Source organism: Micromonospora ferruginea (assembly GCF_013694245.2).
In the GTDB taxonomy this organism is placed as follows: Bacteria; Actinomycetota; Actinomycetes; order Mycobacteriales; family Micromonosporaceae; genus Micromonospora; species Micromonospora robiginosa.
This window is the reverse complement of record NZ_CP059322.2, coordinates 5,915,928-5,940,896: the sequence shown is the minus strand read 5'-3', so window position 1 is coordinate 5,940,896 and position 24,969 is coordinate 5,915,928. Positions and strand designations below refer to the sequence as shown.

The following is a 24,969-nucleotide window of genomic DNA, read 5'->3' as shown; positions in this document are numbered from 1 at the left end:
CGGCCTAGAACAGCGGGCGGACCAGGAGGTACGCGAGGCAGGCGATCGCGGCGGCGGCCGGGAACGTGATGATCCAGGCGATCACGATGTTGCCGGCCACGTTCCAACGGACCGCGGAGAGCCGTTTGGTCGCGCCCACCCCCATGATCGCCGAAGTGATCGTGTGGGTGGTGGAGATCGGCGCCTTGAGCACCAGGGCGTTGAAGTAGAGCACCGCGCTGGCCACGGTCTCGGCGGCGAAGCCCTCCGCCGGGCCGAGGTCGATGATCTTCCGGCCCAGCGTCCGGATGATCCGCCAGCCGCCCGCGTACGTGCCGAGCGCCAGCATCGTCGCGGAGGTCCAGAACACCCAGCCCGGGATGTGCGTCTTGCTCTCCTGGAAGCCGCCCGTGTAGAGCGCCAGCACGATGATGCCCATGGTCTTGGCGGCGTCCTGCATGCCGTGGCCGACCGACATGGCGGCGGCGGACACGGTCTGCGCCCAGCGGAAGCCGCGGCTCAGCTTGCCCGGCTGGCCCTTGCGGAACAGCCACATGATCGCCAGCATCACCAGGAAGCCGAGCACCAGGCCGACCACCGGGGAGAGCACCATCGGGAGGAGGACCTTCTCCACGATGTTGCCCCACTGGACGATGCCGTCGGCGGCGAACAGCGTGGCGCCGACCAGGCCGCCGAACAGGGCGTGCGAGGAGGACGAGGGCAGGCCGAAGTACCAGGTGATGAGGTTCCAGGCGATCGCGCCGAGCACCCCGGCGAAGACCACGCCGAGGCTTTCCACCCCGGTCGGGAGCGTGACCAGTCCGTCGCCGACGGTCTTGGCGACCCCGGCGCCGAAGTGCGCGCCGACGAAGTTGCCGACGGCGGCCAGGCCGAGGGCGATCCGGGGTGTCAACGCCCGGGTCGAGATGCTGGTGGCGATCGCGTTGGCCGCGTCATGGAAGCCGTTCGTGTAGTCGAACGCCATGGCGACCGCGATCACCGCCAGCACGGCGATGAGTTCGGGGCTCACAGGATCAGGACTCCTTGACCGCGATGGTCTCGACGGTGTTGGCCACGTGCTCGAAGGCGTCGCAGGCGGCCTCCAGCTCGTCGGCCACCTCCTTCATCTTCAGCACGGTGAGCGCGTCGTACTCACCGGAGAAGAGGCGGACGAGCAGCATCCGGTAGGCCTGGTCGCCGTCGTTCTCCAGCCGGTTGCACTCGATCCAGTAGTCCTCGAGATCCTTCATCGACTTCAGCCGGGGCATGGCCTCGGCGGTGAGCTTGGCCTGCTGGTCGAGCACGTTGACCAGCTCGTGCAGCTCGCGCGGGAGCGACGGGAGCTTGGTGAGGCCGTACAGGTAGAGCAGGTTGCCGACCGCCTCCAGGTGGTCCATCACGTCGTCGAGCAGCGAGCCCAGCCGGTAGATGTCCTCCCGGTCGAACGGCGTGATGAAGGTGGAGTTGATCTTCTTGTAGAGATCGTGGGTGATCTGGTCGCTGTCGTGCTCGACCTCGGTCAGCCGCTCGCTGATCGACTGCACGTCCGCGCCGGGCAGACCCAGCTCGTTGAGCAGGTCGGTCCCCTTCACCAGGTTCTGCGCGGCCCTGGTGAAGAGCTCGTAGAAGGCGCCCTCGGTGGGACGGAAGGAAAACTTCACAGCACGGACCTCGTCGTGTCGGTGGAAGGGTGGCCGTCGCCCCGGAGGGCACCTGCTCTGGGCATGCTAGGGACCCGGCCGAACCGGGCATCGACCGGCCCACCCCTGGTCAGAGCCGATTCACCGCTCGTTCACCTTCCGTTCACCTGACTACTCTGAGCCCTGGTCACGTAACCGGGCACGCTCCCGTTCTACGTCGAAATCGGCAGCCGGATACCCCAGATCCAAACTGTCGAACGTCTCCCGCAGCAGGTGGGCCACCGCCCAGTCGCGGAACCACTTGCGGTCCGCCGGCACCACGAACCAGGGCGCGGCGTCCGTGCCGCACCGCCGAAGTGCCTCGGCGTACGCGTCCTGGTATTCGTCCCATCGGGCCCGGGTGTCCAGATCGCTCGGGTTGTACTTCCAGTGCTTCGTCGGGTCGGTGAGCCGTTCCATCAGCCGCTCGCCCTGCTCGGCGTGGGAGATGTGCAGCATGACCTTCACCACGGTGACCGCCTGCTCGGCCAGCTCCCGCTCGAAATCGTTGATGATCTCGTAGCGGGCCCGCCAGGTGGCCTCGTCCACCAACTCCTCCACCCGGGCGATGAGCACGTCCTCGTAGTGCGAGCGGTTGAACACGCCCACGTAGCCGGGGGGCGGCAGCGCCCGCCGTACCCGCCACAGGAAGTCGTGCCGCAACTCCTGCTTCGTCGGCGGGCCGAACGAGCGGATGTGCAGCCCGAGCGGGTTCATCGCGCCGGCCACCCGCTTGACCGTGCCGTCCTTCCCACCACAGTCCATGGCCTGGAGCACCAGCAGCACCCGGCGCGGCCGGTTTCCGGCCAGGGCCGCGCCGGCCTGGGTGGGCGCGCTGGTGGCGCCGCCCGGGCCGGCGGCGACCTGCGCGGCGGCGTACAGCATCTCCTGCTGCCGGCCCAGCTCGGCCCCGATCAGCTCGACCTGGCTCCGGGCCCACTCCTTGCGCGCCGACCCGCGCCCGGCCGCCCTCGGCAGCCCCGGCGTCGAGCGCGGGTCGATCGCCGCCAGGTCCACCGGCCCCGGTCCCACCCGCAACAACTCCCGCATCGACCCGTCCTCGGGCCTCACCACGCCGCTCATCCCCCGATCCTCACCCCGCAGCCCCGATCATGGGTACCGCGCGTCCGTTACGCCCGCTTCCCACCCCCACGCCCCGTCGATCTTGGAGTTGTGGCACCTCGCAAAAGCCTCGCAAGCCACATCATGGGCGCCACAACTCCAAGATCGGCGAGGAGGGCGGGGGCGGCGGGGGCGAGGGCTCGGGCGGGGGCGGGAGAATGAACGGGTGGACGAGCTGGCGGGGGAGTTCGAGGCGGAGCGCGGGCACCTCCTGGCGGTGGCGCAGCGGATGCTGGGCAGCCGGAGCGAGGCCGAGGACGCCGTGCAGGAGACCTGGCTGCGTTACTCGGGCGCGCTGGCCGACCCGGCCGACCGCGCCCGCATCCGGGACCTGCGCGGCTGGTTGACCACCACCTGTTCGCGGCTCTGCCTGGACGTGCTCCGCTCGGCGCGGGTGCGCCGCGAGGCGTACCCCGGTCAGTGGTTGCCGGAGCCGGTGGTGACCGGCCTGCCGGCGGCGGACGGGTTCGCCCCCGACCCGGCCGAGCGGGCGGTGCGGGCCGACCAGCTCGGCACCGCACTGCTGGTGGTGCTGGAGCGGCTGACGCCGGAGCAGCGGGTGGCGTTCGTGCTGCACGACGTGTTCGCGGTGCCGTTCGGCGACGTCGCCGAGGTGCTCGGCACGACGCCGGAGGCGGCCCGGCAGCTCGCGTCCCGGGCCCGCCGGGCGGCGCACGGGCCGGACACGCCCCGGCACAGCGCCGACCTCGCCGAGCAACGGCGGGTGCTCACCGCGTTCGTGGCTGCGGTGGAGTCCGGCGAGCTGGAGCAGCTCGTCCGGGTGCTCGCGCCGGACGCGGTGTCGATCGGCGACGCCGGCGGTCACTTCCCGGCGGCCCGCCGGCCGGTGGTCGGCGCCGAGTCGGCCGCCCGCCTGCTCCTCGGCCTGTTCGACCAGGCCCGGCGGCGGGGCGGCCTGCGGGTGCGGCCGGTGCTGGTGGACGGGACGCTGGGCTGGCACGCGGAGCTGGCCTGGCCGGACGGGCGGACGATGCGGATGGTCACCTCGTTCGCCGTGCACGAGGGGCGGGTCACCGGCGTGTTCAACCAGCTCAACCCGGAGAAGGTGGGCGAGCTGCCGCCGCTGGGCCCGGACGCCGCCTGGCCGCCGCGCTGGTGAGCGCGGCTCAGACCACCAGGGCCAACCACTTCCGGTACGAGGTGGCGAACGGCTCGCTGCCGTCGCCGAGCGCGCCGAGCAGCCAGCGGGCCGCCGCCTCGGCCTCGGCGACGAGGTCGTCCGGGTAGTTCCACCGGGCCCGGTGGTCGGCGAACTCGTCCTCGTCGCGCAGCTCGACGAGGCCGGTCTCGCGCCGGCGGACCACGTCCAGGTCGAGGTCGACCAGGTGCACCGTCTCGCCGTCCTCCCAGCGGGCCGGGGTGGCGATGTCGCAGTAGACCTCGCTGGTGCGCGGCGGCGGGTTGAACATGCCGGTCCACCAGCCGTGCCGGGGCACCAGCAGGACGAACGGGATCTGCTCGACCGAGGGCCGGCCGTGGTAGACCGACTCGGTGCCGGCCGGCACGCCGAGCCAGACGCCGAGGTCGTCCTCGGCGAGCCGGCGGGCCGGGTAGTCGCGGTGGGCGCTGCCGTCGTACTTGCGGTAGATCACGCGGACCACGTCGCTCGGCATGCCTGGCACCCTAACCGATTCCGGCCACGCCACGCGATCGGCAGGTAACCGGACGCGACCCGCCGGCCGCCACGCCGCCGGAGCGGCCGGACCGGCGTCGGTGCCGGCGGGTACGGTCGCACGGTGAGCCCGTCCCGCACCGCCACCGGCACCGCCGTCCCGAAGAAGCGCCGGAGCGGCCGCCCGAGCGGCGGGGAGCTGCTGGCGGCCGCGGTGGGCGCCGTCCCCGGCGGCGCGACCCGGCCCGGCCAGCAGCAGATGGCCGAGGCGATCGAGCGAAGCATCGGCTCCGGCGAGCACCTGCTGGTGCAGGCCGGCACCGGCACCGGCAAGTCGCTGGCCTACCTGGCTCCGGCGTTGACCGTGGACGGCCCGGTGGTGATCTCCACCGCCACCCTGGCGTTGCAGTCCCAGCTCGTCGACCACGACCTGCCCCGGCTGGCCGACGCGGTCGAGCCGGTGCTCGGCCGCCGCCCCACGTTCGCCGTGCTGAAGGGCCGCCACCACTACCTGTGCCTGGCCCGGCTGGACAACTCCGTCGAGGACGAGCCGGACGACGCCCTCTTCGACGCGCCCTCCTCCGGCGGGGGCACGAAGTGGCTCGGCGAGGCGGGCCGGCTGGGCAAGCAGGTGCAGCGGCTGCGCGACTGGGCGGAGGAGACCGCCACCGGTGACCGCGACGAGCTGGACCCGGGCGTCGACGACCAGGTCTGGCGGACCGTCTCCATGCCGGCCCGGGAGTGCGTCGGCGCGTCCCGCTGCCCGTTCGGGCAGGAGTGCTTCGCGGAGGCGTCCCGCGCCCGCGCCCGCGAGGCCGACCTGGTGGTCACCAACCACAGCCTGCTCGCCGTGGACATGCTCGCCGGCCGGCACATCGTGCCGCCGCACCGGCTGCTGGTCGTGGACGAGGCGCACGAGCTGGCCGACCGGGTCTCCTCGGCGGCCCAGGCCGAGCTGGTGCCGGAGCTGATCGACAGGTCCACCCGGCGGGCCCGGCCGCTGCTCCGCCCCGACCTGGCCGACCGGCTCACCGAGGCCGGCGACGCGCTGGCCGTGGGGTTGGCCGAGGCGCCGGCCGGCCGGCTCACCGCCGGGCTGCCGCCCGCGCTGCGCGAGGCGTGCACGCTGCTCGACTCGGCGACCCGGGCCGCGCTGGAGACGATCGGCGACGTGAAGGCGGACGACCCCGATCCGGTCCGCAAGCAGCAGGCCAAGGCCGTGCTGGACGAGCTGTCCACCACCGCCCAGCGGCTGCTGGAGGAGGGCGACCACGACGTCGCCTGGGTGGAGAAGCCGGAGAACGGCAGCCGCCGGGCGCTGGTGGTGGCGCCGCTGTCGGTGGCCGGCACGCTCGCCACCCACCTCTACGACGAGCGCACCGTGGTCGCCACCTCGGCCACGCTGGCGCTGGGCGGGCGCTTCGACACGGTGGCCCGGGCGCTCGGGCTGGACGCGCCGCCGCCCGCCCCGCCGTCGCCGGCCGCCGCCGCGGCGGCCACCGCTGCCGCCGCCGGCCGGGGCACCGGCCCGGCGCCGGTGGCGAGCACCGAGGGCAGCCGGGCGGCGGTCGGCACGGTGCCGGCCACCGAGGGGCCGGGCTGGCGGTCGCTCGACGTCGGCTCCCCGTTCGACTACGCCCGGCAGGGCATCCTCTACGTCGCCGCGCACCTGCCCCGCCCCAGCGTCTCCGGGCTGCCCACGGCGGCCGGCGAGGAGCTGCTGGCGCTGGTCGGCGCGCTCGGTGGGCGTACCCTCGGGCTCTTCTCGTCGCGGCGGGCCGCGCAGCAGGCGGCGGAGCTGCTCCGCGCGCGCACCGACCTGCCGGTGCTGCTCCAGGGCGAGGAGGCGTTGCCGCTGCTGGTCCGCCGCTTCCGGCAGGAGCGGGAGAGCTGCCTGTTCGGGGTGATGTCGCTCTGGCAGGGCGTCGACGTGCCGGGCGACGCCTGCCAGCTCGTGGTGATCGACCGGCTGCCGTTCCCCCGGCCCGACGAGCCGCTGGCCGCGGCCCGGGCCGCCGCGGTCGACGCCGGCGGCGGGTCCGGTTTCGCGGCGGTGAGCGTGCCGATCGCGGCGGTCCGGCTGGCTCAGGGCGTCGGCCGGCTGATCCGGGCCACCGGTGACCGTGGGGTGGTGGCGGTGCTCGACTCGCGGCTGGAGACGGCCCGCGGCTACGGCCCGTTCCTGCGGCGCTCGCTGCCCCCGTTCTGGTACACCACCCGGCCCGAGGTGGCCCGGGGCGCGCTGGAGCGGCTGGCCAAGAGCTGACGCCCGCGCCTCCCCGGGCGGGGTGACGCGGGCGTCGGTGGAGCGGATGCGGGTCAGGGCGCCTGGGAGGCGACCACCACCGCGTCCGGCGGGGTGTCCGGCACGGTACGCGCGGCGAGCCGCCGGACCGCGGTGTTGAGCACGGCGATCAGCGGCACCGCGACCAGCGCACCGGCGATGCCGGCGAGCACCACGCCGGCGGCGATGCCGATGATCACGGCGAGCGGGTGGATGGCCACCGCCCGGCCCATGATCAGCGGCTGGAGCACGTGCCCCTCGACCTGCTGCACGCCGATCACCGCGCCGAGGATGATCAGGGCGGTCACCGGGCCGCTGTCGACCAGCGCCACCAGCACCGCCACCACGCCGGAGAGCGTGGCGCCGACGATCGGGATGAACGCGCCCAGGAAGACCAGCGCGGCCAGCGGGAACGCGAACGGGATGTCGAAGATGACCAGGAAGATGCCGATGCCCACCGCGTCGATGAAGGCGACCAGCACGGTGGCCCGGACGTAGGCGCCGAGCGTCGCCCAGGAGGCGCGGCCGGCGTCGTCGACCTTCCAGCGTGCGGCGACCGGCAGCAGCCGGACCAGGAACCGCCAGATGTTGTTGCCGTCGCGGAGGAAGAAGAACGTCGCGAAGAGCACCAGGACGGTGCCGGTGAGCACCTCGGCCAGCGTGGCGGCGGTGCTGAGCGCGCCGCTGGTGAACCGCTCGGTGTTGCCGTTGATCCAGTTCTGCGCCTCGTCGATGTAGCGGTTGAGCTGACTGTCGGACAGGTGCAGCGGGCCGGTCTTGAGCCAGTCCTGGATCTGCCGCACGCCCTGGGAGGACTTCTCGCTCAGCTCCGGCACGCCCTGGATGAACTCGTTGACCACGAGGGTGAGCGTGCCGATCACCGCGGCGAGGCCGCCGACCAGCACCACGCCGGTCGCCAGTGAACGGGGGAAGTGCGCCTTGAGCAGCCAGCCCACCGCCGGGGCGAGCAGCGCCGAGAGCAGCATCGCGACGGTCAGCGGGATGATCACGATGCTGATCGTGCCGACGATCTTGAGCAGGGCCCAGGTGACGATCCCGATCACGATCAGCCGCCAGCACCACGCGGCGGCGATGCGCAGCGCGTGCGGCACCTCGGTGTCGTCCCGGCTCACCGTCGAGGAGTGCATCGCGGCCGGCGGCTGGGCGCCGACCACGGTCGCCGCCGGCGACGCCGCCGGGCCCGGCGCGGCGGGCGAGGCCACCCCCGTCTCCCCCGGCGTCGCGTCCGCGTCGGCCCGGCCGGAGCGGGCCGACTCACGGCCCGACTCGTACGCGCGGCGGAGCCGTCCGCGCATCCGCTCGAAGCGGCTCAAGCGCACCTCCCGCAAAGCTGGTCCACCCACGTCACAGGGGGGACAGAATACGTCCGACCGCCCCACCGTAGGGCGGTCCCGCCACACATTGCCCCGTCGCCGCACCCGGCAACCACGACGGAACCGGGCGTGCGGCACGCGGTAGCGTCTTCGCGTGACCGCCGACCAGAGTCTCGACACCGGGCTGCCCATCCGCCTGCTGCACGACCGCGTGCTGGTGCGTACCGAGGGCGCCGAGGGGGAACGCCGCTCCACCGCCGGCATCGTGATCCCGGCGACCGCGGCGGTCGGCAAGCGCCTGGCCTGGGCCACCGCGGTGGGCGTCGGGCCGCACGTCCGCTCGATCGTCGCCGGGGACCGGGTGCTCTTCGACCCGGACGACCGCTCCGAGGTCGAGCTGCACGGCCGGGCGTACGTGCTGCTGCGCGAGCGCGACGTGCACGCGGTGGCGGCGGAGCGGGTGGAGAGCAGCGAGACCGGCTCGACCGGGCTCTACCTCTGACGGCCGCCCCCGCGCCGGCGCCGTTTGCGGCGCTGCCGGGCGGGAAGCCCAGGCACCTCAGCGCGCCCTGGGGAGGGACCATGCCGATCGTGATCAAGAGGATTCTCGCCTGGGGGTTCCTCGCGTTCCTGATCTACTTCATGGCGTTCCGGCCGGACGGCGCGGCGCAGCTTTTCCGGGGCATCGGCGCAGCGCTGATGGCCATCGCCCAGGGGCTCGGCGACTTCCTCACCGGCCTGATGTCCTGACCGCTCAGCCGTGCGGGTGCCACGGGTGCGGGGCGTGACCGACCGGCGGGGGCGGCGGGGCCAGCACCACCGGGATCGGCACCACCGGCTCGTCCGGCGCCTCGACCGTGCGCCGGGACCCGTCCGGGAACCGCAGGTGGTAGCGCTGACCGTCCCAGACCCCGACCGGCGCCTGCGGGTCCCGACCGACGAAGAACGACCGGTACGCGGCGATCGAGTCCAGCAGCTCCCGTTCCTCCCGTGCCGTCCGGTCCCGCTCGGCGGGCTTGCGGTCCAGCCCCCGGCGCATGCCGTCGCGCAGCAGCGCCAGCCGGGTGGCGGCGAACTGGTAGCCGCGCATCGCCTTCACCCCGCCGTCGCCGGCCACCCGGCGGGCCCAGGCGCGGGCCGCGTGCCGCCGGCCCAGGCTGCCCAGCGCCGCCACCTCGGGTGGGGTGAGCCAGCCCGCCCGGACGTAGTCGGGCAGCGTGCGCTCGGTGAGCCGGCCCTCCCAGGCGCGCAGGCCGACGGCCAGCCCCACCATGCCGAAGAAGATCGGCACCATCACGCCGATGTAGCCGTAGAGCGCGATCACCGGCTGCCCGGTGATCTGCGCCAGCGACGGGATCAGGTTCCAGGTGCCGTGCAGCATCATGGCCAGCAGCAGGCCGGCGAGCGGGGCGAGGATCCGCACCCGCCGGTCGGCGGTACGCGCGGCGACGCCCAGCCCGACGCCGGTCATCGAGGTGAACAGCGGGTGGGCGAAGCCGAACAGCAGGATCCGCACGATGAAGATCGCGATCACCTGCTGCGCGCCGGTCGCCGGGCCGTACTCCTCGACGCCGGTGCGGTAGCCGTAGCCGCCCAGGTAGAGGATGTTCTCCACCATGGCGAAGCCGACCGCGGAGAGCCCGCAGTAGACCAGGCCGTCGGTGACCCCGGAGAACTCCCGGCGCCGGAAGATCAGCAGCAGGATCGGGCCGGCCGCCTTGGTCAGTTCCTCGATGAACGGCGCGACCAGCACCGCGGTCAGCGCGGCGGGCAGCCCCCAGTCCTTGAAAAGCCGCGCGCCCGTCTCGTTGACCAGCAGCGAGATGGCCGTGGAGACGAAGGCGCCCCAGGCGAAGCAGAAGATCAGGTATTTCAGCGGCTCGGGCTCGTAGCGGTCGAGCCAGAGGAAGCAGGACACCAGCACCGGCACCGGCAGGATCGCCGCGATCACGCCGACCAGCAGCGCCTCGGCGCCCAGGCTCTCGCCCAGCGTGAACACCATGAACAGGGCGCCGGCCGCGATCAGCAGCACCACCCCGGCCAGCGCCAGGAAGCGCCGCCAGCCGAGCCGGCGCAGCGGCATCCGCGGCGACGGCGCCCCGGGCGGCGGGACGGCGGGCGCGGACGGCGGCGGCAGTGCTCCGCCGGGCGGGGTGACGGCCATGCGGTCAGCGTAGTCACCCGCGCCCCACTGTTCCGGCCGCATCACGACGGCTATGCTCCGGACAGGTCACGAGCGCCAGCGTCAAGCCCCGGCTTGCTGGCCGGCAACCCTCGTCAGTTCGCGGTGGGGTGCCCCGGGTGATGACCGGGCCCAGCGCCGCCACGCGTGCTGGGCAAGCGCGGACCCCGTCACCCACACCCGGGGTCCCGGTGCCCCGGGAGGCTTCGCCATGACCGTCACCCTCGTACCCGCCCTGCCCACGCTGCCCGTGCCGGCCCGGCCGGACCCGCTCGGCGTGCTCGGCGTACCGGGTGAGATCAACCTGGACCACGCCGCCAGCGCGCCGTGCGCGCGGGCCGCGGCGGACGCGGTGGCCGAACTGCTGCCCTGGTACGCGAGCGTGCACCGCGGCGCGGGCGCGCTGTCGCGGCGCTGCACGCTCGCCTACGAGCGGGCCCGGCAGGCGGTCGGGGACTTCCTCGGCGCCCGTCCCACCGACCACGTGATCTTCACCCGGAACACCACCGACGCGGTGAACCTGCTGGCCCGGGCGTTGCCGGCCGGCACCACGGTGGTCACGTTCGGCGGGGAGCACCACGCCAACCTGCTGCCCTGGCCGCGCGGCTCGGTGCGGCTGCCGGTGCCGGACAGCCCGGCCGGGGCGGTCCGGTCCCTCGACGCGGCGCTGGGCGAGCTGGCCCGCGACGCCCGGCCCGGCCTGCCGGTGCTGGTCGCCGTCACCGGGGCGAGCAATGTGACCGGCGAGTGCTGGCCGGCGGCCGAGCTGGCCCGGGTGGCCCACCGGTACGGCGCGCGGATCCTGGTGGACGCCGCCCAGCTCGCCCCGCACGCCCCGGTCGACGTGACCGCGTCGGACCTGGACTACGTGGCGCTCTCCGGCCACAAGCTGTACGCGCCGTTCGGCGCGGGCGTACTGGTCGGGCGCGCCGACTGGCTGGACGCGGCCCCGCCGTACCTGCCCGGCGGCGGCGCCACCGCGCACGTCGGCGCGGCCACCCACGACGTCCGGTGGACGACCGGACCGGCCCGGCACGAGGGCGGCACCCCGAACCTGCTCGGCGCGGTGGCGCTCGCGGCGGTCGGCGCGGCGCTCGACGCGGCGGACCGGGCCGCGCTGCACGCCGAGGAGCAGGCGTTGCTGGCCCGGCTGCGCACCGGCCTGGCCGCGCTGCCGGACGTGGTGGAGCTGCGCGCGTTCGGCCCGGACGCGCCCCGGGTGGGCATCGTCAGCTTCGTGGTGGCCGGGCGGGACTCCGCCGAGGTGGCCGCGCACCTGGCCCGGCGTCGGATCGGCGTCCGGGACGGCCTGTTCTGCGCCCACCCGCTGACCCGCCGCCTGCTCACCGAGGCCGCCGCCCGGTCCGGCCGCACCGACCTGCCCCCGACCGCGCTGCGCGCCAGCATCGGCCTGGGCACCACCGCCGGTGAGGTCGACGCCCTCCTGACCGCCCTGGCCACCCTCCCCGGTTGACCGCCGACGGTCAGCCGACCGGCGGGGCGGTGGGCGCTTGGGGCGCCTCGTCGGTCTGCTGGTCGTTGCCGTGGAACGCCTGGCGGACCAGGCGGTTCGCCTCCTCCTGCTCGATGCCGGAGGCCACCATCAGGTCGCTGGCGGCGGTCCGCACCTGCGCGATCACCACGCTGCCGGAGAAGCCCACCCCCTCGGCGTACGCCCGGCTGGCCTCGCTGACCGCGCGCAACGTCCGTTCGCGGGCCTGCTGCGGCTCCTCCCCGGCGGCGAACTCGTGCCGGAGCAGGCGTACCGACTCGGCGAGGTGGGCGATCGCGTCCGGCATCGGCTCGGGGATCTCCTCCTCGTCCTCGATCATGGTGACCGAGCGGCGGATCAGCGTGCCGCTGTTGCGCATCGCCCGGTCGATCGGCTCGGCCGCCTCCGCGTAGTGGGTCAGCTCGCTGCGCCGGTGCCAGCGGGCCGGCGAGATGGTGATGGTCTCCTTGGCGCCCTCGATCGCCTCGCTGAGCGCGGCCAGCTCCTCCTTGTTCTCCCGGAGCCGGAACAGCGCCCGCTGGGCCGCGCCCCGGTCCCGGTTGCGCAGCGCCTCGGCGCAGGCGTCGAGCTGTTCGGCGAGCAGGTCCAGCGCCGGCCGGGCGGCCCGGTTGATCACCCGTAGCGGGTTGAGCGGCAGCAACAGGGCGGTGACGATCAACGCGATGCTGCCGCCGAGGAACGCGTCGACGAAGCGCGGGAACTCCAGGTTCTGGGTGGACGGGCTGAGCGTCACGATCAGCACCGCGGTGGCCGCCGCCTGGATCACGATGGCGACGCTCGCCCCGGCGAAGATGGTCAGCAGGATCGCCGAGGTCACCACCAGCGCGAGCTGCCAGGCGCCGGTGCCGAGGAAGTAGATCAGCACGTCGCCGACCAGGACGCCGACCGCCACCCCGATGATCAGCTCGACGGTGCGCCGGAATCGTTGCCCGACCGACGCGGCCAGCGTGCCCACCGCGGAGATCGGCGCGAAGACCGGCTGCGGGTTGTGCAGCAGCCGGTGCGAGACCAGGTAGGCCAGGCCGGCCGCGAGCCCGGCCTGCAACGCCAGCCCGAACGCGGTGCGGACCCGGTGCAGCCGGTCGTGCAGGGTGGCCTTGCCCTTGTCGCGCAGCTCGTCCACGGCGGCGGCGATCCGCGGCCCGTCCAGGTCGGCCAGCCCCTCGCGCGAGGTCATCCGCCGCAGGAGCGGCGGTCGTCGGTCCCGGGCCATGGCGGGTACTACCCGTCCCGCCCCGGGTGAATCCTCGCCCCGGCGCCCGGATCGGGCAGACTGCACCGGATGGACGAGCTGACGGCGCGGTGGGAGCGGGCGGCGCGGGCGGCCGGCGCGACCGACCCGGACGGCGTACGGCGGGCCGGGGACCGGCTGCTGGCCGGGTGGCGGGAGCCGCACCGGCGCCACCACACCGTGGACCACCTGCGGGCGGTGCTCGACGTGGTCGACGCGTACGTCGGTTGGGCCCGCCGCCCCGACCTGGTCCGGCTCGCGGCGTGGGGCCACGACGCGGTCTACGACCCGCGCGCCGGCGGCGACGCCAACGAGCGGGCCAGCGCCGACCTGACCGGGGCGCTGCTCACCGCCGCCGGGCTGCCGGCCGCGCCGGTCGACGAGGTACGCCGGCTGGTGCTGCTCACCGCCGGCCACGCCATCGGGCCGGACGACCCGGACGGCGCGCTGCTCTGCGACGCCGACCTGGCCGTGCTGGCGGCCGAGCCGGCCGACTACGACCGCTACGCCGTCGCGATCCGCCGGGAGTACGCCCACGTTCCCGAGCCGGACTTCCGCGCCGGACGGGCCGCCGTGCTGCGGCACCTGCTCGACCTGCCGGCGCTCTACCGGCTAGCCGAGCCGCACGCCCGCTGGGAGGACCGCGCCCGCGCCAACCTGACCCGGGAGCTGGACGGCCTCACCTGAACCTCGGCGCTTCGGGCGGCGCATGCCGGCGGTGTGCAGCCGGCGGACGATCTCCCGGGGCGGGACCACCGTGGCGCCCAGCCAGACCGCCACCGGGAACCGCTCGGCGGGCAGGTCGTAGTGGTCCCGGTCGAAGCCGCGCCGGGGCACGCCGAGCATCTCGGCGAAGACGTGCAGCTCCGCGTACGAGACGTCGCTGATCAGGTGCGACCAGAGCCGGCCGCGCCAGGGCACCGCGGGCGGGTCCAGGTAGAGCATGACGACCGACGGTACGCGTAGCCTTCCCGGCATGGCCGCCCATCCCCTCCTCGACGACCTGCGGTCCACGCTCGGCGAGTCCGCCGTGCTGACCGACCCGGACCTGCTGGCCGGTCACGAGCGCGACGAGGCGGACCTGTGCGCCTCGGGCACCCCGCTGGTGGTGGTCCGTCCCCGCGACACCGCCCAGGTGGTGGCCGCCGTGCGCGCGGCCGGGCGGCACGGGGTGCCGGTGGTGCCGCAGGGGGCGCGGACCGGGCTGGCCGGCGCGGCGAACGCGGTGGCCGGCGCGATGGTGCTGAGCACGGTGGCGATGGACCGGATCGTGGAGGTCGACCCGGTCGGCCGGATCGCCGTGGTGCAGCCCGGCGTGGTCAATGCGGCGCTGGCGCAGGCGGTGCGGGCGCGCGGGCTCTGGTATCCGCCGGACCCCGGCTCCTGGGAGTCGTCCACGATCGGCGGCAACGTGGCCACCAACGCCGGCGGCATGTGCTGCGTCAAGTACGGCGTGACGAGCGAGTACGTGCTCGGCCTGGAGGTGGTGCTCGCCTCCGGCGAGGTGCTGCGCACCGGCCGGCGCACCGCCAAGGGCGTCGCCGGGTACGACCTGACCCGGCTCTTCGTCGGCTCCGAGGGCACGCTCGGCGTGATCACCGAGGTGACCGTGGCGCTGCGTCCCGCGCCCGAGGCGTCGCTGACCCTGGTCGCGGTCTTCCCCACCACGGCGGCGGCCGGCGGCGCGGTGGCCGGGATCGCCGAGCGGGGCCTCACCCCGAGCCTGCTGGAGCTGCTGGACCGCACGCACCTGCGGGCGATCGAGGCGTACCGGCCGATGGGGTTGCGCACCGACGCGCAGGCGCTGCTGCTGGCCGCCGTGGACACCGGCGACCGGGCCGCCGACGACCTGGCCCGCATCGCCGAGGTGTGCGGCGCGGCCGGGGCCGACGAGGTCTGGACCGCCACCGACGTCACCGAGGCGGCAGCGCTGCTCCAGGCCCGGCGGCTGGCCCACCCGGCGATGGAGCGGTTCGCCGCCGAGACCTTCCCCGGCGGCAACGGCGGCCTGGTCATCGACGACGTGGCGGTGCCGCGCGGCCGGCTCGCCGAACTGCTCGACGGGGTGGCCCGGATCGCCGAGGCGTGCGACGTGCCGATCGGCGTGGTCGGGCACGCCGGCGACGGCAACATGCACCCCAACATCGTCGTCGACCGGGCCGACCCGGCGAGCCTGGACCGGGGCCGGCGCGCCTTCGACGAGATCATGCGGCTCGGTCTGGAGTTGGGCGGCACCTGCACCGGGGAGCACGGCGTCGGGCTGCTCAAGCGGGACTGGCTGGCCCGGGAGATCGGCCCGGTGGGCGTCCGGGTGCACCAGGCGATCAAGGCCGCGCTGGACCCGGCGGGGTTGCTCAACCCCGGCAAGGTGATCTGACTCAGCCCTTGTCCTCGGCCGGGGTGGCCTGGGTGAGCAGCAGCAGCACGTCGTACGCCACCGGGGGCGCCGGCTCACCCGGGCAGTCCTGGATGGTGATGGTCAGCTCCGGCGGGATGAGCAGCGACGAGGTCAGCGCGCCGATGCAGAGCTGCCGGTAGCGCCGGGCCTCGTCGGTCTCCCGCACCAGCGCCGGGTCGGCGAGCATCCGCTGCAACCGCTGGGTCTGCTCCGGGTTGAGCGCGCCGGTCGCGTCGACGCCGTCACCGGCGCAGTCGCGGCACTGCCACCGCCCGGCCGGGTCGACCTCCAGCGTGCGGACCTTGCCGTCCGCGCCGAGTCGTTGCAGCAGGGTGACCGGTTTCCCGGCCGGTGTCGGGGTGGCCGAGCCCGGCTGACCGGGTGTCGTGGCGCTCTCGGCCCGGCCGAGGACCGAGCAGCCGGTCAGGGCGGTCGCCAGCAGGACGGCGGCGGACAGTGCGGGGACGCGCGTCGAGGATGGACGAACCACGCGGGAAACCTACACTTCCGTAGGTTGCGCGCACTACCCACCGAGCGGACGGTAGGGGCTGCTATTTCCTCAGCGCGGCGAGGTGGGCAGTCCGGTGTTCCGGTCGGCCGCGAAGCCGCGCACGTCGGGCGCGCCGAGCCGCGCCGCGTCGGCGGCGATGTCGTCCGGCATGAGCTGCGACTCCCGCTCGGCCTCGACCCGCGCCCGGTAGTGGGCCACCTCCCGGGCCCGGGTCGCCGCGTCCCAGCCGAGCACCGCGCCCATCAGCTCCGCGGCGTGCTCCGCCGACTCCAGGCCGCGGTGGCTGGTCTCGATGGAGATCCGGGTACGCCGGGTGAGCACGTCCTCCACGTGCAACGCGCCCTCGGCCCGGGCCGCGTACGTCACCTCGGCGGCGAGGTATTCCGGCGCGCCGGCCAGCGGCGAGCCGAGCAGCGGGTCGGCCTCGATCAGGGCGAGCAGGTCGAGGGTGAGGTTGCCGTAGCGCTCCAGCAGGTGCTCGACCACCCCGACCGGCACCCCGTGCCGGCGGGCCAGGTCGGCCCGGTCCCGCCACATCGCGGCGTACCCGTCGGCGCCGAGCAGCGGCAGGTCGGCGGTGCGCGACGGGCGGGCCCGGCCGAGCCGGTGCGCCGCGTGGTCGACCACGTCGGCGGCCATCACCCGGTAGGTGGTGTATTTCCCGCCGGCCACCAGCAGCAGGCCGAGCATCGGCTCGACCACGGCGTGCTCGCGGGACAGCTTGGAGGTGGAGTCCGCCTCGCCGGACAGCAGCGGGCGCAGCCCGGCGTAGACGCCCTCGATGTCGGCGGTGGTCAACGGCCGGTCCAGCACGGTGTTGACCTGCTCCAGCAGGTAGTCGATGTCGCGCGCGGTGGCGGCCGGGTGGGACCGGTCGAGCTGCCAGTCGGTGTCGGTGGTCCCGATGATCCAGTGCCCGCCCCACGGGATGACGAAGAGGACGCTCGTCGCGGTGCGCAGGATCAGGCCGGTCTCGCCGACGATCGCCGACCGGGGCACCACGAGGTGCACGCCCTTCGAGGCCCGCACGCGCAGGCCGGGGCGCAGCCCGACGTCGTTGAGCATGCGCGACATGTCGTCGCTCCACACGCCGGTCGCGGCGATCACGGTGCGGGCGCGGACCTCGAACTCGGCGTCCGGCGAGCCGGCCGGCGCCTCCAGGTCACGCACCCGGACGCCGGTCACCTCGCGGGCCTGGCGGATCAGGCCGACCGCCCGGGCGCTGTTGACCACGGTCGCGCCGAGGCTGGCCGCGGTGCGGGCCAGCGTCACCACCAGGCGCGCGTCGTCGACCTGGCCGTCGTAGTAGCGGATCGCGCCGGCCAGCGTGTCCGGCCGGAGGCTCGGGAAGATCCGGCGCGCGCCCTCGCGGGTCAGGTGCCGGTGCAGCGGCATGCCGCGCCCGCCGCCGAACACCCCGGCGAACACGTCGTACGCGGCCACGCCGAGGCCGTAGTAGGAGCGGCGGAGGAACCGCCGGGGCAGGTCGCGTACGCCGCCCTCGGCCGGCAGCGGCACCAGGATCGGCACCGGGCGGACCAGGTGCGGGGCGAGCCGGGTGGCGAGCAGCCCGCGTTCGGTCAACGCCTCGTGGACCAGGTGGAACTCCAACTGTTCCAGGTAGCGCAGGCCGCCGTGGATCAGCTTGCTGGACCGGCTCGACGTGCCGGCGGCGTAGTCGCGCGCCTCGACCAGGGCGACCTTCAGCCCTCGGGAGGCGGCGTCGAGCGCGGCGCCCGCGCCGGTCACCCCACCCCCGATGATCAGCACGTCGAACCGTTCGGCGCGCAGCCGGCGCAGGTCGTCGGCGCGACGCTCGGCGGAGAGCTGGCCGGCCGCGGATCGGGACATGTTGGGGTCGCGCACGGGTCCACGGTAGCCGTCCCCGCGCCACGGCGACACGCCCCGGCCGTACCGTGATGACCATGCTGACCGGCCCGCCCGCTGCTCCCGTACCCCAGCCGCCGCGCGAGACCGGGCCGTGGCCGGTCGTCGCGGCGGTGGCGACCGGCGTCTGGGCGGTGCTGGTCACCGTGCCCGGCCAGGTCACCGGCTGGCTGGTCGACCAGGTGGTGCTGGTGACCGGGGTGGACCGGGTGGTGGCGGGCTGGCCGCTCGTCGCCGTGGTCACGGCGCTGCTGGTGGGCGGGCCGGCGCTGGCGTTGGCGCTGCTGCCGCGGTCCCCGGCGGTGCGGGCGGCCGGGCGGGCGTGGACCGGCGGCGCGGTGGCGCTCGGCGCGGCGACGCTGCTGCGGGCGCTGCCGCCGGTGCACCACGAGGCCTATCTGGCCGCGCTGGCGTCGACCGCCGCGCTGCTCGCGCTCGTCGTGGCCCGCTCGACCCGCCGTGCGGCCGGCCCGGTGGTCGCGCCGGCCGCGACGCCGGGGACGGCCGGCGGCCGGCGGCGGCCCGGCGCGGTGACGCTGCTGGCGGCTGCCGCCGGGCTGGCGGTCCTGCTGCCCTGGCTCTGGGTGGGCGCGCTGGGCGGGCTGCTGGAGACGGTGCTCGCCGGGCTGGCCGCCGCCGCGTTCGGGGTGCTGGCCGGGGTGCTGCTCGGACCCGCGTTCTGGGCCGGCCTCGTGCCCGGCACGGCGGTCCGGCCGGCCCGGCTGGTGCTGGTCGGCGGCCTGGTCGCGGGCGTCACGCTGGCGCTGCTGGCGGCCGGCGCCGGGCAGTCGGGTGCGCAGTTGCCGGGCCTGGTCCTGCTGCCGCCGCTCGGTTTCGTGCTGGGCGCGCTGGAGGTGGCGGCGCGGCACGCCGGCCGTCCGGCCGGGCCGGCGCCGGTGCGCTGGCTGGTCGCCCTGGCGCTGGCCGGACCGCTGGCGCTGACCGACCCGGAGGAGATCACGCTGCTGCTGGCCACCAGCCGCGACGTGCCGTTCTGGGTCGCGGTCGGCACCGGCGTCGCGTTCGCCGTCGCGGTCCTGCTGGCCGTCGGGTACGGCGTGCTGCTCGCCCGCCCCCGCGCCCGCGCGCCCCGCCGGGGCGTCGCCGGGCTGACCGCCGGGGCGCTGCTCGCCGCCGTGGCGGTGGTCTACCTGGTCCCCGGCCAGCCGGGCCTGTACGGCGAGCGGCTGCTGGTGGTGCTGCGCGAGCAGGCCGACCTGGGCGGCCTGCCGGCCGGCGCACCGGGCCGGGCGGGACGGGACGCACGGGCCGCCGAGGTCTACCGGCGGTTGGTCGCCACCGCCGACCGGACGCAGGGCGAGCTGCGCCGCACGCTGACCCGGCTGCGCCTGCACCCGACGCCCTACTACCTGGTCAACGCGATCGAAACGGACGGCGGCCCGGCGGTGCGGGCGTGGCTGTCCGGCCGCCCCGAGGTGGCCCGGGTGCTCGTCGACCAGCGGCCGCGTCCGCTGCCCGCGGCGGCGCCGCCGGCCCGCGGCGACACCCCGACGCCGACCGGGCCGACCTGGAACGTGTCGCTGATCGGCGCGGACCGGGTCTGGTCGGAGCTGGGCGTGACCGGAGCCGGCGTGGTGGTGGGCAGCTCGGACTCGGGCGTGGACGGGCGGCACCCGGCGCTGGCCGGCGGCTTCCGGGGCGGCGACGACTCCTGGTACGACCCGTGGGAGCACCGCCGCGCGCCGGCCGACCGGGGCGGCCACGGCACCCACACGCTGGGTAGCGCGGTGGGGCGGGACGGGATCGGGGTGGCCCCCGGCGCGAGCTGGGTCGGCTGCGTCAACCTGGACCGCAACCTCGGCAGCCCGGCCCGCTACCTGGACTGTCTCCAGTTCATGCTGGCCCCGTTCCCGCCGGGCGGGAACCCGCTGACCGACGGCCGGCCGCAACGCGCGCCGGACGTGCTGACCAACTCGTGGGGCTGCCCGCCGCTTGAGGGCTGCGACCCGGGGGCGCTGCGCCCGGCGACCGCCGCGCTGGCCGCCGCCGGCATCCTGGTGGTGGCCGCCGCCGGCAACACCGGCCCGTCGTGCGGCTCGATCGCCGACCCGCCGGCGCCGTACCCGGACGTGCTCACGGTCGGCGCGGTGGACCGGTCCCGCCAGCTCACCGAGTTCTCCAGCCGGGGTCCGGCCGGGACGGCCGCGAAGCCCGACCTGGTGGCCCCGGGCGCGGCGGTGCCGTCCGCGTTCCCCGGCGGCGGGTACGCCACCCTGGACGGCACCTCGATGGCCACCCCGCAGGTGGCGGGCGTGGTGGCGCTGATGTGGTCGGCGAACCCGGCGCTGGTCGGCGACCTGGACCGGACCCGGCGGATCCTCACCGAGACCGCCACCCCGGCCACCGTCCCGGCCGGCGCGACCTGCGGCGCCACCCGGGACCTGGTCGGCGCCGGCCTGGTCGACGCGTACGCGGCGGTGCGGGCGGCCCGCGCCGGTTAACAAACCTGCCCGGATGGCCTAGCGTCGGCGCTCATGGAGATCATCGAGCTGGGTCCGGACCGGCTGCCCGAGGTCGTCGACCTGTGCCGGCGGGCGCTGGACCTGCCGGAGGACGCGGCCGAGGCGCCGGCCGTGGTGGCCACGCTGGCCGACCGGGCGGCGGCCGACCGCCCGGTGCTGCGGCTCGGCGCGGTCCGCGACGGCACGCTGCTCGGGGTCCTGCTCGGGTCGCTGTCGGCGACCGATCCGGAGCGCGGCCACGTCGACCTGATCGCGGTGGCGCCGGCGGAGCGCCGCCGGGGCGTCGGCACGGCGCTGCTGGCCGGGGCGGAGGCGCGGCTGGCCGCGCTCGGCGCGTCCGAGCTGCTGCTGGCCGGGAACCCGCCGCACTACGCGTGGCCGGGCATCGACGTCCGCTACACCCCGGCGGTGTGCGCCGCGCTGCGGCTCGGCTTCCGGCAGGACCGGACGGCCTGGAACATGACCGCCGCGCTGACCGAGGGGTCGCCGGCGCTGCGCCCGACCGAGGCGGCCGAGCGGCGGCTGGCCGCCGGGGGCGTGACGGTACGCCGGGCCGAGCCGGCGGACCTGCCGGCGCTGAGCGCGTTCGCCCGCTCGGTGTTCGGCGGCACCTGGGACGGTGAGCTGGCCGGCTCGGTGGGCCGCCCGGACGCGGGCACCCACCTGGCCGAGCGGGACGGTGAGATCCTCGGCTTCGCCGCGTACGGGTCGGCGCGGCCGAGCTGGTTCGGGCCGATGGGCACCGCCCCGGCGGCCGAGGGCTCCGGGATCGGCGGGGTGCTGCTGCGGCGCTGCCTGCGGGACCAGGCGGCGGCCGGGATCACCGCGGCGCAGATCGGCTGGGTGGGGCCGGTGCCGTTCTACTCCGGCGCGGCCGGCGCCCGGATCGAGCGCGTCTTCTTCCTCTACCGGAAGGGCATCAAACGGGCATAACGCCATTCCCCCTCCACGGTGATCGACCGGCACCTACCGTCGAGGCACAGAGGAGGCGGCGCATGCCCACGGAAGACGAACGGACCCACGAACCGGCCCGGGAACTGCCCGCCGACCGGCTCGACCTCGGCGACGCCGAGCAGGCCGCCGCCGACCAGCCACCCGAGGAGGAGCCCCGGCAACCGGTGGACGAGCCGAGACGGCTGGTGCCGCCGTACGACCGGGCGCACAAGCGGCGCAACCAACGCCCGCTGCCCACCTGAGACGACACACGGAAGGGGGCGGACCGCAGACGCGGCCCGCCCCCTTCTCGGCGTGCTGGATGGGGCTGGACTCAGAAGTCCATGTCCCCGCCACCCGGGCCGGCCGGGGCGGCCGGGGTCTTCTCCGGCTTGTCCGCCACGACGGCCTCGGTGGTGAGGAACAGCGCGGCGATCGAGGCGGCGTTCTGCAGCGCGGAACGCGTCACCTTGGCCGGGTCGATGATGCCGGCGGCCAGCAGGTCCACGTACTCGCCGGACGCGGCGTTGAGGCCGTGACCCGGGTCGAGGTTGCGAACCCGCTCGACGACGACGCCACCCTCGAGGCCGGCGTTGACGGCGATCTGCCGCAGCGGGGCGTCCAGCGCGATCTTGACGATCTGCGCGCCGGTCGCCTCGTCGCCGGACAGGTCCAGCTTGTCGAAGGCGGTCTTGCCGGCCTGCACCAGCGCGACGCCACCACCCGGGACGATGCCCTCCTCGACGGCGGCCTTCGCGTTGCGGACGGCGTCCTCGATGCGGTGCTTGCGCTCCTTCAGCTCGACCTCGGTGGCCGCGCCGACCTTGATCACCGCAACACCGCCGGCCAGCTTGGCCAGACGCTCCTGCAGCTTCTCCCGGTCGTAGTCGGAGTCGCTCTTGTCGATCTCGGCCCGGATCTGGTTGACCCGGCCCTGGATCTGCTCGGCGTCACCGGCGCCGTCGACGATGGTGGTCTCGTCCTTGGTCACCACGACCTTGCGGGCGCGGCCCAGCATGTCGAGGTTGACGGCGTCCAGCTTGAGGCCGACCTCCTCGCTGATGACCTGGCCACCGGCGAGGATCGCGATGTCGGTCAGCATGGCCTTGCGGCGGTCACCGAAGCCCGGCGCCTTGACGGCGACCGACTTGAAGGTGCCCCGGACCTTGTTGACCACCAGGGTGGCCAGGGCCTCGCCCTCCAGGTCCTCGGCGATGATCAGCAGCGGCTTGCCCGACTGCATGACCTTCTCCAGGATCGGGAGCAGGTCCTTCACCGACGAGATCTTGCTGTTGACGATCAGGATGTAGGGGTCGTCGAAGACGGCCTCCATACGCTCCGGGTCGGTCATGAAGTAGGCGGAGATGTAGCCCTTGTCGAAGCGCATGCCCTCGGTGAGCTCGAGCTCGAGGCCGAAGGTGTTGCTCTCCTCGACGGTGATGACGCCTTCCTTGCCCACCTTGTCCATCGCCTCGGCGATGATCTCACCGACGGTGGTGTCACCGGCGGAGATGGAGGCGGTGGAGGCGATCTGCTCCTTGGTCTCCACGTCCTTGGCGAGCTTGAGCAGCTCCTCCGAGACGTTGGCGACGGCGGCCTCGATGCCCCGCTTCAGGGCCATCGGGTTGGCGCCGGCGGCCACGTTGCGCAGACCCTCGCGAACCAGGGCCTGGGCCAGGACGGTCGCCGTCGTCGTGCCGTCACCGGCGACGTCGTCGGTCTTCTTCGCGACCTCCTTGACCAGCTCGGCGCCGATCTTCTCGTACGGGTCCTCGAGCTCGATCTCCTTGGCGATGCTCACACCATCGTTGGTGATGGTGGGGGCACCCCACTTCTTCTCGAGCACGACGTTGCGGCCCCTCGGGCCGAGCGTCACCTTCACGGCGTCGGCGAGCTGGTTCATGCCCCGCTCGAGGCCGCGGCGCGCCTCTTCGTCGAACGCGATCATCTTGGCCATACGGCGTTGTCCTCCTGGACACTCACGGGCCATCCGGGATGCCCGGATGGGCCGTCTGGTGTACGCACCTTGGGGACGTCGCCACCTGGCGACGACGACGTCCTCCTCGGTCGGGCCGGACAGCCCGCGACGACCGGCCCCGTTCCGCTCCGACGCCTCTTGCGACGCCGGTGCGACCGTGGCCCTACCGCCCCGACCATTGGCACTCACCGTACGCGAGTGCCAATGACTTGTTTAGCACTCTCCCTAGCCGAGTGCAAGCACGACAGCGCCGCTCAGCCGAGTTCCGCGGCCAGCCGGGCCGCGTTCACCGGGCCTTCCTGGGCCCGCTGTTCGGCGTACGCGACGACCAACCCGACGAGCTGCGCGACGTAGGCCGGCGTGGCCAGCACGGTCCCGATCAGCGCCAGCGTCACCGCACCGGCCGCGGTGCCCGGCGCGGCCGTCGGATCGGTGCCGAACACGGCGCTGCTCACCAGGCCCACCACGAAGTCCAGCACGCTCACCGCGAGCAGCGCGCACACGACCAGCGCCACCCGGCCCAGCACCATGCCGAAGCGCCGATGGAACATCCGCCAGGCCCGCCCGAGAGGATCCTGCCGCTCGAACAGGTGGACCGGCCCGAACAGCGCGACCGCGAACCCGGCGTAGATGCCGGGCAGCAGGCAGAGACAGGCGCCGACGGTGATCAGCAGCGAGACGACGATCGTCCAGCCCCAGAGACCGAGCGCGCGACGCAGTCCGTACCGGAGCGCGCCGCCGACCCCCGCCGGCTCCCCGGCCGCCTGGCGGGCCACCACCCACGTGCCCGCGCCCCAGCCGAGGGCCTGGAGCGGACTGAAGACCAGCGCGGCGAGCAGGACCACGCCGTAGAACGCCAGCATCTGCTCCAGATAGCCGTCCGGCAGCACCGGCGCGCCGTCCGGGCCGGTGCCCATCGGCTCGGACGGGACGAGGAAGAGCGAGAGGACGGAGATCACCGCCGCCGGGACGACCTGGGTGAGCAGCATGATCGGCAGAAGCTGCCGCCAGCCCCGTCGCACCGCGCCCACGCACCGCGCGAACCAGCCCCCGACACCCTCGTGCGGCAGGGTGACCAGCGGATCGTTCGGGACGAGGCCCGGATACCAGCCGGGCGGGCCGCCGGGCACCGGCAGCGCGGGATAGGTCGCGCCCGGCATCGGATGACCGGGGTACGCGGGGCCGCCCGCGGCCCAGTTCCCCCCGGCGTCCGGCGCGGCCCAGCCGGACGGGGTACCCGGCTGTGCCGGCCAGCCAGGCGGGGTGCCCTGCGGCGCGGGCCAGCCGGACGGCATGCCCTGCTGCGCCGGCCCGCCAGGCGGGGTGCCCTGCGGCGCGGCCCAGCCGGACGGCGTGCCCTGCGGCGCCAGCCCGCCAGGCGGGGTGCCCTGCGGCGCGGACCACCCAGGCGGGGTGCCCTGCTGCGCCGGCCAGCCAGGCGGGGTGCCCGCCGACTGGTCCGGGCCACCAGGCTGTGCCGGCCAGCCGGGCTGCGGGGAGGCGTCCGGGGTGGAGCCGGCCCAGGGGGAGCCGGGCGGAGCCGCGTACCCCGGCGGTGGAATGTCCGGCTCGGAGTCGGACGGGCCGGCGGCGGCCCACGGGTCGACGGCCGGCTGCCCGGCCGCGGACGTCGGCGGTCCGGACGGGCCCGACCGCTGCGGCGGCGGCCCGGCGGCCGGCGACGCGGGCCGGATCGGATCGACCGGGGGCACCGGTTCGGCGGAACCCGGCGGGGGCGGCTCGGACATGGGCCCTCCTCAGCGACGACGGCTGGAACGGCTCATGATCTTCCACGGTCCGGGACCGGGGCGCAGCACCGGTC

The 24,969-nt window shown here is 75.0% G+C and carries 21 protein-coding genes, 2 pseudogenes and 1 riboswitch; of the genes and pseudogenes, 11 read left to right on the top strand and 12 right to left on the bottom strand.

Features of this window, described 5'->3' with window-relative positions; genetic code table 11:
• Positions 1-4: 4 nt before the first annotated feature.
• The 3 genes from H1D33_RS26500 to H1D33_RS26490 form a co-directional block, all read right to left on the bottom strand.
• Positions 5-1,009 carry an inorganic phosphate transporter gene (locus H1D33_RS26500; protein WP_181570596.1) on the bottom strand — a complete coding sequence of 335 codons (1,005 nt, stop codon included), beginning with the start codon at positions 1,007-1,009 and terminating at the stop codon, positions 5-7.
• A gap of 4 nt (positions 1,010-1,013) precedes the next feature.
• Positions 1,014-1,640, bottom strand: coding sequence for a DUF47 domain-containing protein (locus H1D33_RS26495; RefSeq protein WP_089157475.1), 627 nt, complete (start codon positions 1,638-1,640; stop codon positions 1,014-1,016).
• A gap of 150 nt (positions 1,641-1,790) precedes the next feature.
• Positions 1,791-2,741, bottom strand: coding sequence for a PPK2 family polyphosphate kinase (locus tag H1D33_RS26490; RefSeq protein ID WP_181570597.1), 951 nt, complete (start codon positions 2,739-2,741; stop codon positions 1,791-1,793).
• Positions 2,742-2,946: 205 nt separating this feature from the next.
• On the opposite strand from H1D33_RS26490, the gene sigJ reads away from it, so the two are divergent.
• Positions 2,947-3,900 carry an RNA polymerase sigma factor SigJ gene (gene sigJ / locus H1D33_RS26485; RefSeq protein WP_307755261.1) on the top strand — a complete coding sequence of 318 codons (954 nt, stop codon included), beginning with the start codon at positions 2,947-2,949 and terminating at the stop codon, positions 3,898-3,900.
• 7 nt (positions 3,901-3,907) lie between these two features.
• Here the strand turns inward: sigJ and H1D33_RS26480 are convergent, their stop codons facing one another.
• Positions 3,908-4,414, bottom strand: coding sequence for a DUF402 domain-containing protein (locus H1D33_RS26480; RefSeq protein ID WP_181570598.1), 507 nt, complete (start codon positions 4,412-4,414; stop codon positions 3,908-3,910).
• A gap of 123 nt (positions 4,415-4,537) precedes the next feature.
• Between H1D33_RS26480 and H1D33_RS30360 the strand changes: the two are divergent.
• A pseudogene (locus H1D33_RS30360) lies at positions 4,538-5,881 on the top strand (ATP-dependent DNA helicase); the annotation flags it as partial.
• Positions 5,882-5,992: 111 nt separating this feature from the next.
• Positions 5,993-6,679: pseudogene (locus H1D33_RS30355) on the top strand (ATP-dependent DNA helicase); the annotation flags it as partial.
• A gap of 53 nt (positions 6,680-6,732) precedes the next feature.
• Here the strand turns inward: H1D33_RS30355 and H1D33_RS26470 are convergent.
• The gene (locus H1D33_RS26470) at positions 6,733-8,031 is read right to left on the bottom strand and encodes an AI-2E family transporter (protein WP_246411846.1); all 1,299 of its coding nucleotides are present in this window, start codon (positions 8,029-8,031) and stop codon (positions 6,733-6,735) included.
• 154 nt (positions 8,032-8,185) lie between these two features.
• Here H1D33_RS26470 and H1D33_RS26465 point away from each other — a divergent pair, with 154 nt between their 5' ends.
• Together H1D33_RS26465 and H1D33_RS26460 are read left to right on the top strand one after the other, a co-directional pair.
• Positions 8,186-8,533, top strand: coding sequence for a GroES family chaperonin (locus H1D33_RS26465; protein WP_181570601.1), 348 nt, complete (start codon positions 8,186-8,188; stop codon positions 8,531-8,533).
• A gap of 80 nt (positions 8,534-8,613) precedes the next feature.
• Positions 8,614-8,781, top strand: a complete 168-nt coding sequence (locus H1D33_RS26460) for a hypothetical protein (protein ID WP_181570602.1) — start codon at positions 8,614-8,616, stop codon at positions 8,779-8,781.
• A gap of 4 nt (positions 8,782-8,785) precedes the next feature.
• Here H1D33_RS26460 and H1D33_RS26455 read toward each other — a convergent pair whose 3' ends face one another.
• Positions 8,786-10,237 (bottom strand): PrsW family intramembrane metalloprotease, encoded by a 1,452-nt coding sequence (locus tag H1D33_RS26455; RefSeq protein ID WP_181572573.1) that lies wholly within the window; start codon positions 10,235-10,237, stop codon positions 8,786-8,788.
• Between the two features lie 22 nt (positions 10,238-10,259).
• A riboswitch (SAM riboswitch) is annotated at positions 10,260-10,380 on the top strand.
• 44 nt (positions 10,381-10,424) lie between these two features.
• On the opposite strand from H1D33_RS26455, the gene H1D33_RS26450 reads away from it, so the two are divergent.
• Positions 10,425-11,687 (top strand): aminotransferase class V-fold PLP-dependent enzyme, encoded by a 1,263-nt coding sequence (locus H1D33_RS26450; protein WP_181570603.1) that lies wholly within the window; start codon positions 10,425-10,427, stop codon positions 11,685-11,687.
• Between the two features lie 10 nt (positions 11,688-11,697).
• Here H1D33_RS26450 and H1D33_RS26445 read toward each other — a convergent pair whose 3' ends face one another.
• Positions 11,698-12,939: an FUSC family protein gene (locus tag H1D33_RS26445; RefSeq protein ID WP_414685446.1), complete on the bottom strand. Its 1,242-nt coding sequence runs from the start codon at positions 12,937-12,939 to the stop codon at positions 11,698-11,700.
• Between the two features lie 69 nt (positions 12,940-13,008).
• On the opposite strand from H1D33_RS26445, the gene H1D33_RS26440 reads away from it, so the two are divergent.
• Positions 13,009-13,644, top strand: coding sequence for an HD domain-containing protein (locus tag H1D33_RS26440; protein ID WP_181570605.1), 636 nt, complete (start codon positions 13,009-13,011; stop codon positions 13,642-13,644).
• Here H1D33_RS26440 and H1D33_RS26435 read toward each other — a convergent pair.
• A complete protein-coding gene (locus tag H1D33_RS26435) occupies positions 13,570-13,902 on the bottom strand; it encodes a DUF4031 domain-containing protein (protein ID WP_181570606.1) in 333 nt (110 codons plus the stop codon). The two genes, H1D33_RS26440 and H1D33_RS26435, sit on opposite strands and share 75 nt — an antisense overlap.
• Before the next feature lie 31 nt (positions 13,903-13,933).
• Between H1D33_RS26435 and H1D33_RS26430 the strand changes: the two genes are divergently transcribed.
• Positions 13,934-15,334 carry an FAD-binding oxidoreductase gene (locus tag H1D33_RS26430; RefSeq protein ID WP_181570607.1) on the top strand — a complete coding sequence of 467 codons (1,401 nt, stop codon included), beginning with the start codon at positions 13,934-13,936 and terminating at the stop codon, positions 15,332-15,334.
• A 1-nt stretch (position 15,335) separates the two neighbouring features.
• Here H1D33_RS26430 and H1D33_RS26425 read toward each other — a convergent pair whose 3' ends face one another.
• Entirely contained in the window at positions 15,336-15,845 is a 510-nt protein-coding gene (locus tag H1D33_RS26425) for a hypothetical protein (protein ID WP_181570608.1), read from the bottom strand.
• 69 nt (positions 15,846-15,914) lie between these two features.
• Complete coding sequence (locus H1D33_RS26420) at positions 15,915-17,717, bottom strand: glycerol-3-phosphate dehydrogenase/oxidase (protein ID WP_181572574.1); 1,803 nt, start codon at positions 17,715-17,717, stop codon at positions 15,915-15,917.
• Between the two features lie 68 nt (positions 17,718-17,785).
• Here H1D33_RS26420 and H1D33_RS26415 point away from each other — a divergent pair, with 68 nt between their 5' ends.
• From H1D33_RS26415 to H1D33_RS26405, 3 genes are all read left to right on the top strand, one after another.
• A complete protein-coding gene (locus tag H1D33_RS26415) occupies positions 17,786-20,215 on the top strand; it encodes a S8 family serine peptidase (protein WP_181570609.1) in 2,430 nt (809 codons plus the stop codon).
• Between the two features lie 33 nt (positions 20,216-20,248).
• Positions 20,249-21,169: a GNAT family N-acetyltransferase gene (locus H1D33_RS26410; RefSeq protein ID WP_181570610.1), complete on the top strand. Its 921-nt coding sequence runs from the start codon at positions 20,249-20,251 to the stop codon at positions 21,167-21,169.
• Between the two features lie 62 nt (positions 21,170-21,231).
• The gene (locus H1D33_RS26405) at positions 21,232-21,432 is read left to right on the top strand and encodes a hypothetical protein (protein ID WP_181570611.1); all 201 of its coding nucleotides are present in this window, start codon (positions 21,232-21,234) and stop codon (positions 21,430-21,432) included.
• Between the two features lie 71 nt (positions 21,433-21,503).
• Here H1D33_RS26405 and groL read toward each other — a convergent pair whose 3' ends face one another.
• Positions 21,504-23,126 carry a chaperonin GroEL gene (groL, locus tag H1D33_RS26400; RefSeq protein WP_181570612.1) on the bottom strand — a complete coding sequence of 541 codons (1,623 nt, stop codon included), beginning with the start codon at positions 23,124-23,126 and terminating at the stop codon, positions 21,504-21,506.
• 275 nt (positions 23,127-23,401) lie between these two features.
• On the bottom strand, positions 23,402-24,895 hold the full coding sequence (locus H1D33_RS26395; RefSeq protein ID WP_181570613.1) for a hypothetical protein: 1,494 nt from the start codon (positions 24,893-24,895) through the stop codon (positions 23,402-23,404).
• Positions 24,896-24,969: the final 74 nt, after the last annotated feature.

Bases quoted from the DNA above. Each gene is read 5' to 3' on its own strand.
- H1D33_RS26405 (WP_181570611.1), top strand. From the start codon at position 21,232: ATGCCCACGGAAGACGAACGGACCCACGAACCGGCCCGGGAACTGCCC.
- H1D33_RS26415 (WP_181570609.1), top strand. From the start codon at position 17,786: ATGACCATGCTGACCGGCCCGCCCGCTGCTCCCGTACCCCAGCCGCCG.
- H1D33_RS26430 (WP_181570607.1), top strand. From the start codon at position 13,934: ATGGCCGCCCATCCCCTCCTCGACGACCTGCGGTCCACGCTCGGCGAG.
- H1D33_RS26455 (WP_181572573.1), bottom strand. From the start codon at position 10,237: ATGCGGCCGGAACAGTGGGGCGCGGGTGACTACGCTGACCGCATGGCC.
- H1D33_RS26410 (WP_181570610.1), top strand. From the start codon at position 20,249: ATGGAGATCATCGAGCTGGGTCCGGACCGGCTGCCCGAGGTCGTCGAC.
- H1D33_RS26420 (WP_181572574.1), bottom strand. From the start codon at position 17,717: ATGTCCCGATCCGCGGCCGGCCAGCTCTCCGCCGAGCGTCGCGCCGAC.
- H1D33_RS26445 (WP_414685446.1), bottom strand. From the start codon at position 12,939: ATGGCCCGGGACCGACGACCGCCGCTCCTGCGGCGGATGACCTCGCGC.
- H1D33_RS26440 (WP_181570605.1), top strand. From the start codon at position 13,009: ATGGACGAGCTGACGGCGCGGTGGGAGCGGGCGGCGCGGGCGGCCGGC.
- H1D33_RS26435 (WP_181570606.1), bottom strand. From the start codon at position 13,902: ATGCTCTACCTGGACCCGCCCGCGGTGCCCTGGCGCGGCCGGCTCTGG.
- H1D33_RS26450 (WP_181570603.1), top strand. From the start codon at position 10,425: ATGACCGTCACCCTCGTACCCGCCCTGCCCACGCTGCCCGTGCCGGCC.
- groL (WP_181570612.1), bottom strand. From the start codon at position 23,126: ATGGCCAAGATGATCGCGTTCGACGAAGAGGCGCGCCGCGGCCTCGAG.
- H1D33_RS26460 (WP_181570602.1), top strand. From the start codon at position 8,614: ATGCCGATCGTGATCAAGAGGATTCTCGCCTGGGGGTTCCTCGCGTTC.
- H1D33_RS26480 (WP_181570598.1), bottom strand. From the start codon at position 4,414: ATGCCGAGCGACGTGGTCCGCGTGATCTACCGCAAGTACGACGGCAGC.
- H1D33_RS26395 (WP_181570613.1), bottom strand. From the start codon at position 24,895: ATGTCCGAGCCGCCCCCGCCGGGTTCCGCCGAACCGGTGCCCCCGGTC.
- H1D33_RS26490 (WP_181570597.1), bottom strand. From the start codon at position 2,741: ATGAGCGGCGTGGTGAGGCCCGAGGACGGGTCGATGCGGGAGTTGTTG.